This is a genomic window from Micromonospora sp. DSM 45708 (assembly GCF_039566955.1).
Lineage (GTDB): Bacteria > Actinomycetota > Actinomycetes > Mycobacteriales > Micromonosporaceae > Micromonospora.
The window spans coordinates 6,496,158-6,511,205 of sequence record NZ_CP154796.1 but is presented as its reverse complement, the minus strand read 5'-3'; the positions used below and the strand labels follow the sequence as shown (position 1 = coordinate 6,511,205).

16 protein-coding genes and 1 tRNA gene are annotated in these 15,048 nt (G+C 72.7%); 10 read left to right on the top strand and 7 right to left on the bottom strand.

Going from position 1 to position 15,048, the window contains the following annotated elements; all coding sequences use genetic code 11:
• Positions 1-198: 198 nt before the first annotated feature.
• Entirely contained in the window at positions 199-1,557 is a 1,359-nt protein-coding gene (locus VKK44_RS28505; RefSeq protein WP_343444245.1) for a hypothetical protein, read from the bottom strand.
• Positions 1,558-1,650: 93 nt separating this feature from the next.
• Here VKK44_RS28505 and VKK44_RS28500 point away from each other — a divergent pair, with 93 nt between their 5' ends.
• Together VKK44_RS28500 and VKK44_RS28495 are read left to right on the top strand one after the other, a co-directional pair.
• A complete protein-coding gene (locus VKK44_RS28500; RefSeq protein ID WP_343444244.1) occupies positions 1,651-2,352 on the top strand; it encodes a PASTA domain-containing protein in 702 nt (233 codons plus the stop codon).
• A 100-nt stretch (positions 2,353-2,452) separates the two neighbouring features.
• A complete protein-coding gene (locus tag VKK44_RS28495; RefSeq protein ID WP_343444243.1) occupies positions 2,453-3,310 on the top strand; it encodes a PASTA domain-containing protein in 858 nt (285 codons plus the stop codon).
• Positions 3,311-3,313: 3 nt separating this feature from the next.
• On the opposite strand, the gene VKK44_RS28490 is transcribed toward VKK44_RS28495, so the two are convergent.
• Both VKK44_RS28490 and VKK44_RS28485 read right to left on the bottom strand, forming a co-directional pair.
• Positions 3,314-3,739: a hypothetical protein gene (locus VKK44_RS28490; RefSeq protein WP_458351577.1), complete on the bottom strand. Its 426-nt coding sequence runs from the start codon at positions 3,737-3,739 to the stop codon at positions 3,314-3,316.
• A gap of 103 nt (positions 3,740-3,842) precedes the next feature.
• Positions 3,843-4,130, bottom strand: coding sequence for a hypothetical protein (locus VKK44_RS28485; protein ID WP_343444241.1), 288 nt, complete (start codon positions 4,128-4,130; stop codon positions 3,843-3,845).
• 594 nt (positions 4,131-4,724) lie between these two features.
• Between VKK44_RS28485 and VKK44_RS28480 the strand changes: the two genes are divergently transcribed.
• The 3 genes from VKK44_RS28480 to VKK44_RS28470 all read left to right on the top strand — a co-directional run bounded on the left by VKK44_RS28480 (position 4,725) and on the right by VKK44_RS28470 (position 6,353).
• Complete coding sequence (locus VKK44_RS28480; protein WP_343444240.1) at positions 4,725-5,606, top strand: helix-turn-helix domain-containing protein; 882 nt, start codon at positions 4,725-4,727, stop codon at positions 5,604-5,606.
• Entirely contained in the window at positions 5,576-5,797 is a 222-nt protein-coding gene (locus tag VKK44_RS28475; RefSeq protein ID WP_107158178.1) for a DUF397 domain-containing protein, read from the top strand. The genes VKK44_RS28480 and VKK44_RS28475 overlap by 31 nt, the downstream gene beginning before the upstream one ends.
• Before the next feature lie 151 nt (positions 5,798-5,948).
• A complete protein-coding gene (locus VKK44_RS28470; RefSeq protein WP_343444239.1) occupies positions 5,949-6,353 on the top strand; it encodes a hypothetical protein in 405 nt (134 codons plus the stop codon).
• Here VKK44_RS28470 and VKK44_RS28465 read toward each other — a convergent pair.
• The 4 genes from VKK44_RS28465 to VKK44_RS28450 all read right to left on the bottom strand — a co-directional run bounded on the left by VKK44_RS28465 (position 6,321) and on the right by VKK44_RS28450 (position 9,082).
• Entirely contained in the window at positions 6,321-6,923 is a 603-nt protein-coding gene (locus VKK44_RS28465; protein WP_343444238.1) for a hypothetical protein, read from the bottom strand. The two genes, VKK44_RS28470 and VKK44_RS28465, sit on opposite strands and share 33 nt — an antisense overlap.
• 89 nt (positions 6,924-7,012) lie before the next feature.
• The gene (locus VKK44_RS28460; protein WP_343444237.1) at positions 7,013-7,819 is read right to left on the bottom strand and encodes a WecB/TagA/CpsF family glycosyltransferase; all 807 of its coding nucleotides are present in this window, start codon (positions 7,817-7,819) and stop codon (positions 7,013-7,015) included.
• Positions 7,816-8,925 (bottom strand): NAD-dependent epimerase/dehydratase family protein, encoded by a 1,110-nt coding sequence (locus VKK44_RS28455; RefSeq protein ID WP_343444236.1) that lies wholly within the window; start codon positions 8,923-8,925, stop codon positions 7,816-7,818. The genes VKK44_RS28460 and VKK44_RS28455 overlap by 4 nt, the downstream gene beginning before the upstream one ends.
• Positions 8,926-8,996: 71 nt before the next feature.
• Positions 8,997-9,082 (bottom strand) — tRNA-Leu (locus VKK44_RS28450).
• Between the two features lie 209 nt (positions 9,083-9,291).
• Here VKK44_RS28450 and VKK44_RS28445 point away from each other — a divergent pair.
• The 5 genes from VKK44_RS28445 to VKK44_RS28425 are packed head-to-tail and all read left to right on the top strand — an operon-like array spanning position 9,292 to position 15,047.
• Positions 9,292-10,095, top strand: a complete 804-nt coding sequence (locus VKK44_RS28445) for an FhaA domain-containing protein (RefSeq protein WP_107158181.1) — start codon at positions 9,292-9,294, stop codon at positions 10,093-10,095.
• 6 nt (positions 10,096-10,101) lie between these two features.
• Positions 10,102-10,596: an FHA domain-containing protein FhaB/FipA gene (locus VKK44_RS28440; RefSeq protein ID WP_343444235.1), complete on the top strand. Its 495-nt coding sequence runs from the start codon at positions 10,102-10,104 to the stop codon at positions 10,594-10,596.
• Entirely contained in the window at positions 10,593-12,026 is a 1,434-nt protein-coding gene (locus VKK44_RS28435; RefSeq protein ID WP_343444234.1) for a PP2C family protein-serine/threonine phosphatase, read from the top strand. The genes VKK44_RS28440 and VKK44_RS28435 overlap by 4 nt, the downstream gene beginning before the upstream one ends.
• Before the next feature lie 28 nt (positions 12,027-12,054).
• Positions 12,055-13,545 (top strand): FtsW/RodA/SpoVE family cell cycle protein, encoded by a 1,491-nt coding sequence (locus tag VKK44_RS28430; RefSeq protein ID WP_458351576.1) that lies wholly within the window; start codon positions 12,055-12,057, stop codon positions 13,543-13,545.
• Positions 13,542-15,047 (top strand): peptidoglycan D,D-transpeptidase FtsI family protein, encoded by a 1,506-nt coding sequence (locus tag VKK44_RS28425; RefSeq protein WP_343444233.1) that lies wholly within the window; start codon positions 13,542-13,544, stop codon positions 15,045-15,047. The genes VKK44_RS28430 and VKK44_RS28425 overlap by 4 nt, the downstream gene beginning before the upstream one ends.
• Position 15,048 lies beyond the last annotated feature (1 nt).

The window sequence follows — 15,048 nt, the reverse complement described above, 5'->3', positions numbered from 1 at the left end:
GTATCCGGCCCACTCGGGTGTGTCGCCCTCTCGGAAGAAGGCCGGCCCGGAGCGATATGCCTCTGAGGCATAATTATGCCTCAGAGGCATATCGCTCCAAGCAGCGTCCTTCGGTGGAGACATCACTGTGCGTATCGCCGGCCCGCCGGAGTGGTGCCGGCTCGGGCGTCGACCGGAGGTCGGAGCCGGACGGCGGGATCAGCGGGCGCGGCGGCGCGTCTTCGGTTCGACGGGCGGGGACGACGGCCCGGGTTGTGGTCCGGCCGCAGCCCTCCCGGTGCCCGACCCGCCCGTGCCCGCCTCGTCGTCTGGCGCGTCGTCTTGATTGCTGGCCGGGTCGTCCGGCGGCGCAACCTCGGGCTGCCGCTGCTGGGGCACCGTCCGGCCTCGACGGTCGGTGGCGGTCCGGGCGGCGCGACCCGGCGACCCGGGCCGCTCGCCGGCGCGACCCGGCGACCCGGCCGGCTTCTCCGTAGTCGTCGGCAGCGAACCGGGGCCGGCCTCCCCGGACGGCCCCGTGTCCGAGGGGCTGTCCGGATCGGGATCGACGGACCTGTGCGGCGTGGGCCCGGCCGACTCCGGATCGGCGGACCGCTGCGGCGTGGGCCCGGCCGGCTCCGCCGTGTCAAGACCGGCCGGCGTCGCGGTCGCGCCGGTCGGGGGTTCCGCCTCCGCACCGCGCCGACGGTCGGCCCGCTGGGCCAGCGCGGCCATCAGCATCGAGCCGCCCACCCCGGCGATCACCGCGTACGGCGCGATCAGGTGGGCCGACAACTGCTCGGCGGCGATTCCGGCCAGTCGCGGCACGGCCAGCAGGTACGCCAGTGCCACCAGCAGCGGACCGGCCGCGCCGGAGGCGGCGGCACCGACCCGCACCCCCGGCGACCGGGTCGCGTGCCGGGCGGCGAGCACCCCGATCACCAGCGCGGAGCCCAGCGAGAGCAGCGCCCCCGGCCAGTAGAAGTAGTCACGGATCCAGAAGCGGGCGCTGTCCGCGCTGATCTGCCAGATGCCGAGTTGGGCGGTGGTCAGGCCCCGGCCGGAGAGCACCCCGTCCACCACCGACACCACGGCGAGCAGCCAGAGCCAGCCGGTGGTGGCGATCAGGTTGGTGGCGGCGGCGCGGGTGTGCAGCGCCCAGGTCGCCAGCAGCACGCCGAGCACCAGGCCCGCGCCCGCGTACGCGGCGGCGACGGTCTGCGGCGCGGTGGTGTCCGGCACCCGGGCGGCGCGGGCCGGCACCGCCACCAGCAGCACGGTGACCAGCGCGCCGACACCGGCGGCGAGGGCTAGCCCGAGCCGGGGCAACACGCCCACCGGCTCGTCCCCGCCGCCGCGCAGGCGCTGCGCGCAGACCGCACCGGCGATGACCGAGGTCGCGGCGATCCAGGTCGCCCAGGCGAGGCTCGCCACCCAGGCCGACTCGATGCGTACGGTGCCGGTGGGCGCCCAGTTGATGATGCCCAGCCCGTAGCCGAAGCCGAGCTGAGCGGCGCCCGCGCCGGCAGCGACGCCGAGCGCGGCGGCGGTCGATCCTCCCCAGCCCCGTCTGGCCATGCCGGGCAGCGTAGCGTCCCGAGGTCGGCCCGGCGAGTCGTGGGAGCGGCCGGTAGGGCTCGGATGACTTGGCGGCACCGGCTACGGTCGCCGATGACTGAGGCGGGAGACGCGATGACGGACGAGCGGCAGCCGGTACGTGACGAGACCGGTCCGGACCGGACCCGGCTGCTCGTCGGCGGCGGCCTGGCGGCGGTCCTGCTGGCTGTGATCGGGGCCAGCGGGGGCTGGGTCCTGGCCGGAGAACCGGACCGGCCGACCACCTCGTCCGAGGCCGCGTCGCCACCTGTGGTCCCGTCGTCCGGCCCGACCGGGGCGAGTCCCACGGCGGACCGTCCCGTCGAGGACCGCCCGACCGGTACGCGTTCGCGCACCCCGGCCGGCCTCACCGTGCCGGAGGTGGTGGGTACCGACTTCGTGCGGGCCCGACAGGAGTTGCGCGACCGTCGGCTCGGTTGGCGGCTGGTGTTCGGCAGCGGCTCGGGACGCGCCGTGGAGCGCACGTCGCCCCGGCCGGGGGAGCCGGTGAAGCGCGGTGTCACCGTCACCGTCTGGGTTGCCGGGCCGGCGCCCGAGGTCACCGTGCCCGACGTGGGCGGCGAGTCCTGCTCCGACGCCGCCGACGACCTGGTGGAGGCGGGGCTGTATCCCCGCTACCTGACCGGTCGCCGGGGGCCGGTCACCGGGCAGGACCCGGTCGCCGGGGGCACCGCCCACTGGAACGATCAGGTGTCGTTGACCTGCGGGAACGAGCCGTCCGGCACGCCGACCGAGGGCCCGTCGCCGACGCCCTGACGCCGCCCGGCGTGCTGATCCCTGCCGGCTTGGCCGTGGCCCGTTACCGTGGACGTTCGAGGGCCGCGTGCCCCGTCCCGGTGCGGGAAGGACGTGTGCCATGAGCGACGACCGTCAGGAACCACCCGCCGACGACGCGGACGCCACCCGGGCCCTGCCGCCGGACCGGTCCCCGGGCGGTGACGTGGACGCCACGCGGGCCATGCCGCGGAACGCGGCCGGGTCGGGCGAGGACGTGGACGCCACCCGGGCCATGCCGCGGAACGCGGCCGGCGCCGGCGGGGACGCGGATGCCACCCGGCCGTTGCCCGGTGGGGCACCTCGGCCTCTCGACGCCACCAGCCGGCAGGAGCCGGTCGGGGGCGCGGCCTGGTCCGGCCGGGCCGGCGTGCCGCCGCCACGGTCGGCGGCCTATCCGGAGCCGGGTGCCGAGTGGTACGGCGACGAGCAGGCCGGGCGCCGCTGGTGGATGCCGATCCTGCTGGGCGTCCTGGCCCTGATCCTGGTCGGGCTGATCGCGGCCGGGGTGTGGCTGGCGTTGCGGGCCGCGGACCGCGACTCCGGTCCGGGGACGCCGTCGGCGGCGCCCAGCGCGTCCGCGCCGGCCAGTGCCACCTCGGCCAGCGCCACCCCGACCAGCGCGTCACCGTCCAGTTCCCCGTCCGGCACGCCGCCGACCACGGCGGTGGAGGTGCCGATGCCGCCGCTGGTGGGGCTCCCGGAGTCGGCCGCCCGGACGGTGCTGGACCGGCTCGGCGTCGACTACCGCGTGCAACGCCGACCGTCGGACCGGCCGGCCGGGACGGTGCTCGCCACGGATCCGGAGGCCGGTTACGCCGTGGGCGAGGGCGAACGGGTCACCCTCGTGGTGGCCGCGCCCGCCGCACCCACCACCGGCGCACCGACGACCGCTGCGAGCACTCCGGGCTCCGCGCCGACCACCTCCGCCACCCCCTGACGTTCACCACTGTCGGCGGCGGGTGCCGACCAGGCCGAGCCCGGCCAGTGAGATGGCGAGACCGAGCACGCCGGAGTAGAACAGCGGCCGGCTGAGATCCTCCGATCCGGTGGGGCGCTCGGCCAGCGTGCCCTCGCCGGCCCCGCTGCCCGCCGCGTCGGACGGGGGCGCTGCTTCCCCGTCCGCCACCGACGGCTGTTCGACCTCGTTCGGGTCGTCCCCGGGCGGTTCGGCGGTCGGCCGGGCGTCCGCGCCGGCCACGGTGATCTCCGGAGCCGGCACGGGCTCGGCCAGTTGCTCGGTGGTGGAGAACGCCGGGTGGCGGACCATGAGCGCGAGCGCGGTCGCGACCCCGAGGAAGACGAAGAGCCCGAGGGCGTAGCCGGTGCGGGACCGGTGGTGCCGCCGCGCGGCGGGCAGATTGACCATGACCATCCCTGGTTCAGGGTCCGTGGCGCGCGGGGTGGAACGTGCCGGGGTGGGCGTACCGATTCTATGGCGGCGGCACGCCCACCGGCCGGGAATCGTGAGGTCAGCTCACCCGGACCGGGGTCCGGACGACCGGACGGCGGGCCGTCCGGACGGTGTGCTGCCGTGGGGCCGGCGCGGCCTGGATCTGCCGCAGCCCCTCCTGCTGTACGAAGATCGACCGCCGGTTGACCGCGTCCCCCGCCGCGTTCAACTCGTAGCCGTCGAGCCAGAGCCAACCGTCGTAGGCCGGCCAGTCGAGCACCCGGATCATCCGGAACATGATCGGTCGGAAGAACTGGACACTCGCCGCGCGCGTCACGTGCAGTACGTCACCGGAGCGGGGAAGCACATGGGCTCCTGGGAGGGTTCGGCCGGCGCGGGGCCGGCGATCTTGAACGGGTCGGTGCGGTCCGGTGACGGGGGGTCTACCTCGTGGACCGGTGGTCGTCGGTGCTGGTCGGGCCGTACCCGCGGTGGCGAGCCGTCACCCGACCATCACCCGGCTGCTCCCGGTTACCGCTCCCGCCGCCGCAGCCAAGCTGGCGTGCAGCGGTGGGGTCTTCACTCCGGGGCAGGTCGCACGGCGCGGGACGGCTCCCCTCCGGCCGTCCCGCGGACCGTGGTGTCACCACGCGCGGAGATCAAGCGAAGACGGTGAGTAACCCGTGCCATACGGACAGAGTGCATCAGCGACGTGCGTCATGCAAGTTGCACGTCGACTTTTGCCGATAGGTGAGCGGGACACGTGAACCGGACGCTTGAAGCCTCAGGTGCCGGGCCGGCACACTGGACGCCGGTTTCGCCCGTCGCGGCCGGTCGACGACCGGCACCACCCCTGCCGCGAACGCTTGCCCGCCGCCCGCCGGTCGCGCCCACGGCGGGTGTGGAACCGGGCGCGACCGACCGGAGGTAGCCGGGTGACTGTGAGTCCTGGGGCCGCGTCGTGAGCGAACGGCGCAGCCCGACCATCCGTCGACGCCGACTCGGCGCCGAGCTCCGCCGGCAACGGGAAGCCGCCGGCATCACCATAGAAGCGGTCGCCGAGCAACTGGAGTGCTCGGCGTCCAAGGTCTCCCGGATCGAGACCGGGCACACCACCGCCACGCCTCGCGACGTGCGGGACATGCTCCGCATCTACGGGGTGGTCGGCGCCGAGAGCGACGAGCTGGTGCAGATCGCCCGCGAGGCCCGGCAGAAGGGGTGGTGGCACCCGTACAGCACGGTGCTGGTGGGCGCGTACGTCGGCCTGGAGGCCGCGGCCGGCCAGATCCGGGCGTACGAGCAGCAGGTCGTGCCCGGCCTGCTGGAGACCGAGGAGTACGCCGGGGCGATGATCCGCGCCGCCCGTCCGGACTTCACCGCCGAACAGATCGACCAACGGGTCCGTGTCCGATTGGGCCGACAGTCGTTGTTGACCCAGGACGATCCGGTCGATCTGTGGGTGGTGCTCGATGAGGCGGTGCTGAGCCGGCCGGTTGGCGGCGACGCGGTGATGCGTGGTCAGCTCAAGCGGTTGGTGGAGGTGGCCCAACTGCCGAACGTGACGGTGCAGGTCCTCCCCTTCGAGGTGGGGGCACACGCCGGTATGGACGGAACCTTCACGATCCTCAGCTTCCCCGAACCGAGTGATCCCGATGTCGTGTACGCGGAGAACGCCACGGGTGGGCTCTTCCTCGAGAAGAGCGACGAGCTTCAGAAGTACAGCTTCATCTTCGATCACATTCGAGCAGCGGCCATTCGACCGGAGGAGTCCGTCGCACACATCGCGAGACTGGCAGAGGAGCCGCTGTGGAAATGGCGACCAAGGAGTTCCCCGTGGACCTGACGCAGGCGACGTGGTTCAAAAGCTCGAAGAGCGGGCCGAACTGCGACAACTGCGTGGAGGTCGCGTACGTGACCGGGGCGGTCGGCGTCCGGGACTCGAAGGACAAGGCGGGACCCGCCCTGGTCTTCGCCCCGGGTGACTGGCACGCATTCGTCGCCCGGGCCCGGGGCGGAGCCTTCGGCCAAAGCTGATCGGTAACCCCGAGGAACGGTCCCGCCCGCCAGCGTCGCCGGGCGGGACCGTTCCACGTCCACCGGCCGTCGACGCCGGGCACCCGTCGCCTGTTCCGTTCCGCCTCGTTGAACCGCACGGATCGGCAACCGAACGAGGCAGGCGAGACTGATGACGACGATCGGTTCAGAGAATCTCACCAACGGCCCGGGCAAGCCCGAGCGGTTCGGTGGCAAGTACCGCGGGGCCCGCCGGGACACCGTCCTGACCGAGGTGGTCTCCACCGACGGCGAGGACCTCACCGACCGGGACACCGGCGTGCCGGAGCCGTCCTCGTCGACGCTCTCGCTGCCGTCGCTCGACCCGAACCCGCTGACCGAGCCGTCGTTCCCGCCCAGCGGATGGCCGCTGGAGCAGCAGGAGTCCCTGGTGGACCATCCGCTGTTGCGCGGGCTGCTGCTGGAGTTGCCGCCCAAGGGGAGCGTGCCCCCGCCCGGCTGGCTGGACCGCTGGTTCGAAGCGACCCGGGCGATCCTCGAACTGCTATACGTGCAGGGCACCGGCCGGGCGCGTTGACACCGCCGCAGCCCGGGGCATCGCCCGTTCGGCGAGACGGTTGTGCCGCAGCGCGTGGCGTACCCCGATCGCGGTCAGCCCGAGCACCGCGACGGTGATCGCCGGGCCGGCCACGCCCGGCGCGGCGAACAGGTCGACCCCGGCGGCCGGCAGCACCGCCACCAGCACCGCGAGCGCGGTCGCCTGGAGCGGGAGCGCGATCAGCGGGTGTGCGGCGGCGGCCCGCAACCCGTGCGGGGCCGGGGTCCCCGGCGCCGCGGCGAAGGCGCCCGCGCCGGCCCGCAGCCGCCGCAGCCGGCGTACGGTGCAGACCGCGACGAGCGCCGCCGGGGCCGCCGCGACCGCGAGCCCGGCGGCGGCCCGGTCGACCGCCGTGGCGCCGGCGCTCTGGAGGCCCGCGACGAGGACCGCCGCGGTGAGCGTGAGGCCGGTCAGCACCAGTGCGGACAACCATCCGGTACGCCGGCGCAGCGCGCGGGCGCGGTCCAGCCCGGGCAGGCCCTCCGCGACCAGGCCGGCGGCCAGCCAGACGGCGGCGACGGGGAGCAGCAGGGCGAGACGGTCATCCATGGGCCCAGCCTTGCCCAGTTCGACGTCCACCGAATCCGGGACGGCACCCCGGTCGACCCGGAACGTCCTCCCGTAGGGGTCCGGCCGGGTCAGACGTCGAAGGTGGACGGACGCCCGGTGGCCGGCGCCGGCGGGGTGGCCTTCCACAGGCCGGTCTTCTGCGCCGCGAGGCGGGCCAGGTAGGCCGGGTTGAGGATGACGTAGCGGCGCCAGAGCCGCTTCGGCTCCAGGCCGAGCCGCCAGAACCACTCCAGCCCGGCGCGCTGCATCCACGGCGGCGGGTTGCGCAGCAGGCCGGCGTGGTAGTCGAACGCCGCGCCGACCGCCATCAGCGGCATGTCCAGCAGCGGTCGCATGGCGTACGCGAAGACCTCCTGCCGGGGGCAGCCCAGCCCGACCAGGACCAGGCGCGCGCCGCTGCTCCGGATCCGGTCGGCGATCTCGGCGTCCTCGCCCGGGAGGACGGCCCGGAACTTGGACGGCTCGACGCCGGCGATCTTCAGTGCGGGGAACTTGCGCTCCAGCGCCGGGATCAGCCGGGACAGCGTCTCCTCGGTGGAGCCGTAGAGGTAGACCGGCAGGCCCTCGTCGGCGAACCGGGCGAGCACCCGCAGCGTCAGCTCCGGCCCGTAGACGCGGTCGGTGAGGCCGGCGCCGTGCAGCAGGTTGAGCGCCCACCGCACCGGCTGCCCGTCCGGGGTGACCACGTCGAACGCGTTGAGCCGGGCGTTGTGCGCCGGGTCGAGCACCCCGGTCATCACGCCGTGCACGGCCAGCGCGGTCAGCGCGAGGGGACGGCGTTGCCGGGCGGCGTCGACCACCGCCTCGGTGGCCCGGGTGTAGTCGGTCGCGTCGACGCCGACGCCGAGCACGTTGCGCTTCGTGCCGCCGGTCATGCCTTCGGCACCCACTTGTCGACGTTCGCCTCGTGGATCTCGCGGAGGATCATCGGCACGTCGTAGGTGATCTTCCAGGCCGGGTAGTGCTCCTCGAACCGGGCCATGCTGCTGACGTACCACTGGTGGTCGCCGGTGCGGGCCTGCTCGACGTAGTTGATCCGAGCCTCCCGGCCGGTGATCTCCTGGGCGATCCGGAACGCCTCGATGTGCGAGGTGTTCGAGTGCCGGCCGCCGCCGAGGTTGTAGACCTGGGCGGAACGCGGCTCCCGGAAGAACGCCTCGAACGCGGTGAGCACGTCGTGGGAGTGGATCGCGTCCCGGACCATCTTCCCCTTGTAGCCGAAGAGGTTGTACGTCCGGCCCTCCATCACGCACCGCATCAGGTAGGCGAGGAAGCCGTGCAGCTCGGCGGCGGAGTGCGCCGGGCCGGTCAGCGTCCCGCCCCGGAAGCAGGCGGTCTTCATGCCGAAGTACCGGCCGTACTCCTGGACCATCACGTCCGAGGCCACCTTCGACGCGCCGAAGATCGAGTGCAGCGACTCGTCGATCGACATGTCCTCGGTGATGCCGCCGTACCAGTGGTGGTCCTCGGGCAGCTCGTAGCGCGTCTCCAGCTCGATCAGCGGGAGCGTGTTCGGCCGGTCGCCGTAGACCTTGTTCGTCGAACAGTGGATGAACGGCGCGTCGATCGCGTGCCGCCGGGTGTTCTCCAGCACGTTGAGCGTGCCGCCGGCGTTCACGTCGAAGTCGGTGTACGGCTCCTTGGCGGCCCAGTCGTGGCTCGGCTGGGCGGCGCTGTGGATCACCACGGCGATGTCCCGGCCGTACCGCGTGAAGACCCGCTCCAGGCCGTCCCGGTCCCGGATGTCCACGGCGTGGTGGGTGTATGCGGAGCCGAGGTCGGCGGCGAGCCGGTCGAGGCTCCACGCGGTCGAGCCGTCCTCGCCGAAGAAGTACCGCCGCATGTCGTTGTCGATGCCGACCACGTCGAGACCGAGGCCGGCGAAGTGCCGGGCCGCCTCGGAGCCGATCAGACCGCCGGAACCGGTCACCAACGCGACACTCACACGCCACTCCTGGTCCATGGGAGGCAGGGAAACCATCGGAGCATAGCGTGACGTCCGGTACGCCCCGATACGGCGCGAGGGCCCCGCAGTCTGCGGAGCCCTCGTTCTGGTGGGGATGGGGGGAGTTGAACCCCCACGTCCTTTCGGACACACGGACCTGAACCGTGCGCGTCTGCCATTCCGCCACATCCCCGTGGCACGACCCGGAACACCATATCGCATCCCTCGCCCGCCATCTGCGGCGGGCGTCGGGACATATTACGCTGTCCACTGGTCACGCCACGAACGATCACCGCTCGTGGCGGGCGAAACTGTAGCACGTCCGCGGGCCTGGTCACGAACGGGTCGACGGTAGCCGGCCGAGCGGCGTGTGAGCTGCGGAGGCGGTGTCCGGATACCATCATTGCCTCGGGACCCGAGGAGGAGCCGGTGAGCGTGCTGCAACGCTTCGAGAAGCGTCTGGAAGGCCTGGTCGAGGGGGCCTTCGCCAAGGTCTTCAAAGGGGTGGTCCACCCCGTGGAGATCCTCAACGCCATGCAGCGGGAGGCCGAGGCGCACAAGGCGATCCTGGCCGGTGGGCGCACGTTGGTGCCCAACCGCTACGTGATCGATCTCTCGCCGTACGACCACAGTCGGTTGGCGCCGTACGCCGCCGCGCTGGCCCAGGAGCTGGCCCAGTCGCAGGCGGAGTTCATCGGCGAGCAGGCCTGGACGGTCTACGGCGACGTGATCGTCGAGGTCGAACGTGGTGAGGGGCTGGACACCGGCATGTTCCGGGTCACCGCCGAGGTCTACACCGGCGGCGACGTCGCCCCCGTCTCCGCGCCGGGCGGCTACGACCAGGGCGGCTACGACGCCGGCCCGGCGTACCCGGCCTACGACCAGGGTGGCGGCTACGGCCCGCCGCCCGGCCACGGCGGCGGTCGTAACGTCCGCCTGGTCTCCGGCGACGGGCGCACCTACCCGCTCCAGATGGGCTCGACCGTGATCGGTCGCGGTGACCAGGCCAACCTGCGTCTGCCCGACGTCGGCATCTCCCGGCGCCACGCCCGGCTGGACTTCGACGGCGGCCAGGTCGTGCTGACCGACCTCGGCTCCACGAACGGCACGATGGTCAACGGTCAGCGGGTCTCGGCGGTCGCCCTCAACCCGGGCGACATGATCCAGCTCGGCACCACGACGCTGACCTTCCGCGTGGACGGCTGATCCCCGTTGCCGGAGCTCGTCATCACCGTCGCCCGGTTCGGGTTCCTCATCCTGCTGTGGATCTTCGTCTTCACGGTGGTCGGCGTGATCCGCCGGGACCTCTTCGCGGGGGCCCGTTCGGGTCGTCTGGTGGCCGCGCCACGCGCGGTCGGCGCGTCGACCAACCAGCCCGCCCCGCCCGGCAAGCCGGCGAAGGCCAAGCGGGGTCGCGCCGCCCATCAGATGGTGGTCACCGCCGGTCAACTCGCCGGTACCCGGATCACGCTCGGGGAGGCTCAGATCACCATCGGTCGGGCGGAGGACTCGACGCTGGTGATCACCGACGACTACGCCTCGGCGCGACACGCCCGGCTCGTGCCGCGTGACGGGCAGTGGTACGTCGAGGACCTCGGATCGACTAACGGCACCTACCTGGATCGCGCTAAGGTCACCGGACCAACCCCCGTCCCCCTCGGCGTGCCGATCCGGATCGGCCGCACTTCCCTCGAATTACGGCCATGACTCTGACCCTGCGCTACGCGGCCCACAGTGACCGCGGTCTGATCCGAGACGGTAATCAGGATTCCGTCTACGCCGGACCGCGGCTGCTCGCCGTTGCCGACGGCATGGGCGGCATGGCCGCCGGTGACGTCGCCAGCAACATCGTCATCGGTGCCATGGCGCCCCTCGACGAGGACGTCCCCGGTGACGCCCTGGTCGACGCGCTCCGATCCGCCGTGGGCACCGCCAACCAGCAACTCCGCGACACCGTGGACGCCAACCCGCAGCTGGAGGGGATGGGCACGACGCTCACCGCGACCCTCTTCTCCGGCAGCAAGCTCGGCATGGTCCACATCGGTGACTCGCGGGCCTACCTCCTGCGCAACGGCGAGTTCGCGCAGATCACCAAGGACGACACCTACGTCCAGATGCTCGTCGACGAGGGCCGGATCAGCGCGGAGGAGGCGAGCAGCCACCCCCAGCGCTCGCTGCTCACCCGCGCGCTCGACGGCCGGGACATCGACCCGGAGTACAGCGTCCGCCAGGTGCTGCCCGGCGACCGCTACCTGATCTGCTCCGACGGCCTCTCCGGCGTGGTCAGCGCGGACACCATCGGCGACACCCTGCGGGAGTACCCCGACCCGCAGCAGTGTGTGGAACGCCTGGTGCAGCTCGCGCTGCGCGGCGGCGGGCCGGACAACATCACGGTGATCATCGCCGACGCGACCGACCAGGACATCGTCGAGGCGTCCCCGATCGTCGGCGGCGCCGCCGCCCGGGACCGGGGCATGGCGACGTCGGCCGACGACTCCACCCCGGCGGCCCGCGCCTCGGCGCTGTCCGCGCCCCGGCCGCCCGTGCCCGAGGAGCCGGCCGACAACCGCGACGACGATCCCGAGCCGCGTCGGCGGCGACCGCTGCGGACCGTGGCCATGGCGCTCGCGCTGGCGGTCATCGTCGCCGGCGGTCTCTTCGGCGGCTGGACGTACACCCAGCGGCAGTACTACGTCGGCGCCACCGACGACGGTCAGCTCGCGGTCTTCCGTGGGGTGCCGGGCCAGGTCGCCGGGCTCGACCTGTCGGACGTGCACGCCCGCAGCGAGTCCCGGCTGGACGACCTGACCCTGGCGGCCCAGGAGCGGGTGAAGCAGGGCATCCAGGCCAAGAACGAGCCGGACGCCGAGCGCCGGCTGGCCGAGCTGACCAGCGACGACCCGGCCAACCCGAACCTCAAGCCGCTCTGTCCGCCCAGTACGGCGCCCGGCCCGACGCCGGCCACGCCGAGTCCGACGCCGGTGACGACGGCCGGAGCGCTGTCCCCGGCGGTCACCGGCAGCGCCGTGCCGCCGACCGTGCCGCCCGGCACACCGACGTTGACCACCACGCCCGACGCCGTACCCTCCGACACCGTTCTGCCGGCCGATCCCGCCGGTTGCCGGTCGCCGGAGTGAGCGCCGGCTCGATCCCGAGGACGCATCCGTGACCGCAGCCGCCGCACCGGCCGCCTCGCCCGCTTCGACGGGCGAGCAGTCCGGCGTACGCCTGGCCCGGTCCCGGCGTAACGCCGAGTTGTCCCTGCTCCTGCTCGCCATGGTGTTGGTGGCGGCGTACTCGGCGATGATCGAGGCGAAGGCGCTGGACACCATCACCCCGGACTTCTGGATCCCGGCCGCCGCGCTGGGGCTGGTCTTCCTGGGTCTGCACCTGGTGATCCGGTGGCTGGCGCCGTACGCCGATCCGGCACTGTTGCCGGCGGTGGCGCTGCTCAACGGCATCGGGGTCGGTTTCCTGCGCCGCTACGACCTGGCCCAGGCCGCCCCGGCGGAGCGGGCCGACCTGGCCATCTTCGCCGGCACCGGGGGTCGGCAACTGGCGTGGACGCTGGCCGCGGTGGTGCTCGCCGCCGGGCTGCTGGCGATCCTGCGCGACCACCGCACGCTCTCGCGGTACGCGTACACGCTGGGGCTGGCCGGCATCGTGCTGGTGATGATCCCGGCGGTGCTGCCCGGCCGGTTCTCCGAGATCAACGGCGCCAAGCTGTGGATCCGGGTCGGCGGGTTCCAGATCCAGCCGGGTGAGTTCGCCAAGCTGGCCCTGCTCACGTTCTTCGCCTACTACCTGGTGCGCAAGCGTGAGGTGCTCTCACTGGCCAGCCGGCGGGTGCTCGGCATCGACTTCCCGCGCGGGCGGGACCTCGGGCCGGTGCTGGTGGTCTGGATGGTCAGCATCCTGGTCCTGGTCTTCGAGAAGGACCTGGGCACCTCGCTGCTCTACTTCGGCATGTTCGTGGTGACGCTCTATGTCGCCACCGAGCGGGTGAGCTGGCTGCTCATCGGTCTGATCCTGTTCTTCGGCGGCGCCTACCTGGCCTACCTGCTGGGCAGCACCGTGGGTGGCCCGTTCGCCAACTTCTACGACCGGGCGCAGATCTGGCTCGACCCGTTCGCCGAGCCGTACGACCGCGGCTACCAGCTCGTCCAGGGGCTGCTCACGCTCGGCACCGGTGGTCTGTTCGGGGCCGGGCCGGGCGGCGGTCAGCCGACGCTGCTGCCCGAGGTGCAGACCGACTTCATCTTCGCCGGCATCGGTGAGGAGATCGGCCTGTTCGGCCTCTCCGCGCTGCTGGTGGTCTACCTGCTGATCGTCGAGCGGGGCCTGCGGGCGGCGCTGGCGGTGCGCGACTCGTTCGGCAAGCTGCTCGCCGGCGGCCTGGCGTTCACGCTGGGCCTCCAGGTCTTCGTCATCGTCGGCGGCATCAGCAAGCTGATTCCGCTGACCGGTCAGACCACGCCGTTCCTGTCCGCCGGTGGTTCCTCGCTGATGGCGAACTGGCTGCTGATCGCCGTGCTGCTGCGGGTCTCCGACGGCGCCCGTCGACCGGTCACCGGCGGTCGCGGCTCGGCCGCCCGGCCCGCCGGCGGCCCGCCCGACCAGCTCCACGGTGCTCCCACGGAGGTGATCCGGCCGTGAACGCACCCCTGCGCCGCGTCGGTGTGGTCGTGATGATCCTGTTCGGGTTGCTCTTCGCGAACCTGAACTGGATCCAGGCCTACAAGGCCGACGAGTACCGCACCAGCGACTACAACGGCCGGGTCCAGGTCGCCGAGTACGACCGCAAGCGCGGCAACATCGAGGTCGGCGGCACCGCGTACGCGCTCAGCAAGGAGACCGGCGGGGAGCTGAAGTACCTGCGCACCTACCCCCAGGGGGAGATGTACGCGCACGTGCTCGGCTGGAAGCCGGTGAACGGCGGCGCGAGCGGCATCGAGCGGGTGGAGAACGACTTCCTCGCCGGCACCAGCGACGCGCTCATCGCCAACCGGATCAAGGACATGTTCACCGGTGACGAGACCGGTGGCGGCAACGTGCTGCTGACCCTCTCCAAGCGGGCCCAGGAGACGGCGTTCAAGCAGCTCAACGACAACCAGGTCGGGGCGAAGAAGGGCGCGGCGATCGCGATCGACCCGCGTACCGGCGCGGTGCAGGCGCTGGTCTCCATGCCGAGCTTCGACCCGAACCCGCTGGCCAGCCACTCCAGCACCGAGGCCGACCGGGCCTACAACGCGCTGGAGAAGGACAAGGACCGCCCGCTCGCCAACCGCGCGTTGGCCGAGACGCTGCCACCCGGCTCCACCTTCAAGGTCGTCATGGCCGCCGCGGCGCTGGAGAACGGCATCGGCCAGCAGACGCAGATCCCGGCCGGGTCGAGCTACACCGCGCCGGGCGCCGGCGTGCCGATCCGGAACGCGGCCCCGTCGATCTGCCCCGAATCCCAGGTGACGCTGCGGGAGGCGGTGACCGAGTCGTGCAACACCGGTTTCGCCCAGCTCGGCGTGCGGCTCGGCGCGGACAAGGTCAAGGAGAAGGCGAAGCAGTTCGGCTTCGAGCAGGAGGACCTCACGGTCGGGCAGAACGGTGACGGCGGTCTCCCGGTCGCGGCCAGCCGTACCGGCGAGATGCAGAACCCGGACGGCAGCACCGACCAGGCCGCGCTGGCCCAGTCGTCGATCGGCCAGAACAACGTGCGGATGACGCCGTTGCAGGGCGCGCTGATCGCCGCCGCGGTGGCCAACGACGGTAGCCAGATGCGTCCGTACCTGGTGAAGCAGCTACTCGGGCCGGACCGCACCACGGTCTACGACGCGGCCAAGCCGCGTGAGCTGCGCCGCCCGGTCAGCAGCCAGGTCTCGGCCGACCTGCGTTCCATGATGCAGAACGTGGTGAAGGAGGGCACCGGTCGCCGGGCCGCCATCGACGGGTACGTGGTCGGCGGCAAGACCGGCACCGCGCAGTCCGGTCCGAACACCCCGGACCACGGCTGGTTCATCGGCTTCGCGCTGGACAAGGACGGCACGCCGCTCTCCGCGGTCTGCGTCGAGTTGGAGCAGGCCGGCAGCGGCGGCAGCGCGGAGGCGGCCCGGATCGCCGGCCGGATCATGGCGGCGGCCATCGCGGACTCCGGGAGGCGCTGAC

Coding starts and splice junctions, on each gene's coding strand:
- VKK44_RS28505 (WP_343444245.1), bottom strand. CDS start 1,557: ATGGCCAGACGGGGCTGGGGAGGATCGACCGCCGCCGCGCTCGGCGTC.
- VKK44_RS28500 (WP_343444244.1), top strand. CDS start 1,651: ATGACTGAGGCGGGAGACGCGATGACGGACGAGCGGCAGCCGGTACGT.
- VKK44_RS28495 (WP_343444243.1), top strand. CDS start 2,453: ATGAGCGACGACCGTCAGGAACCACCCGCCGACGACGCGGACGCCACC.
- VKK44_RS28490 (WP_458351577.1), bottom strand. CDS start 3,739: ATGGTCAATCTGCCCGCCGCGCGGCGGCACCACCGGTCCCGCACCGGC.
- VKK44_RS28475 (WP_107158178.1), top strand. CDS start 5,576: ATGGCGACCAAGGAGTTCCCCGTGGACCTGACGCAGGCGACGTGGTTC.
- VKK44_RS28470 (WP_343444239.1), top strand. CDS start 5,949: ATGACGACGATCGGTTCAGAGAATCTCACCAACGGCCCGGGCAAGCCC.
- VKK44_RS28465 (WP_343444238.1), bottom strand. CDS start 6,923: ATGGATGACCGTCTCGCCCTGCTGCTCCCCGTCGCCGCCGTCTGGCTG.
- VKK44_RS28460 (WP_343444237.1), bottom strand. CDS start 7,819: ATGACCGGCGGCACGAAGCGCAACGTGCTCGGCGTCGGCGTCGACGCG.
- VKK44_RS28455 (WP_343444236.1), bottom strand. CDS start 8,925: ATGGTTTCCCTGCCTCCCATGGACCAGGAGTGGCGTGTGAGTGTCGCG.
- VKK44_RS28435 (WP_343444234.1), top strand. CDS start 10,593: ATGACTCTGACCCTGCGCTACGCGGCCCACAGTGACCGCGGTCTGATC.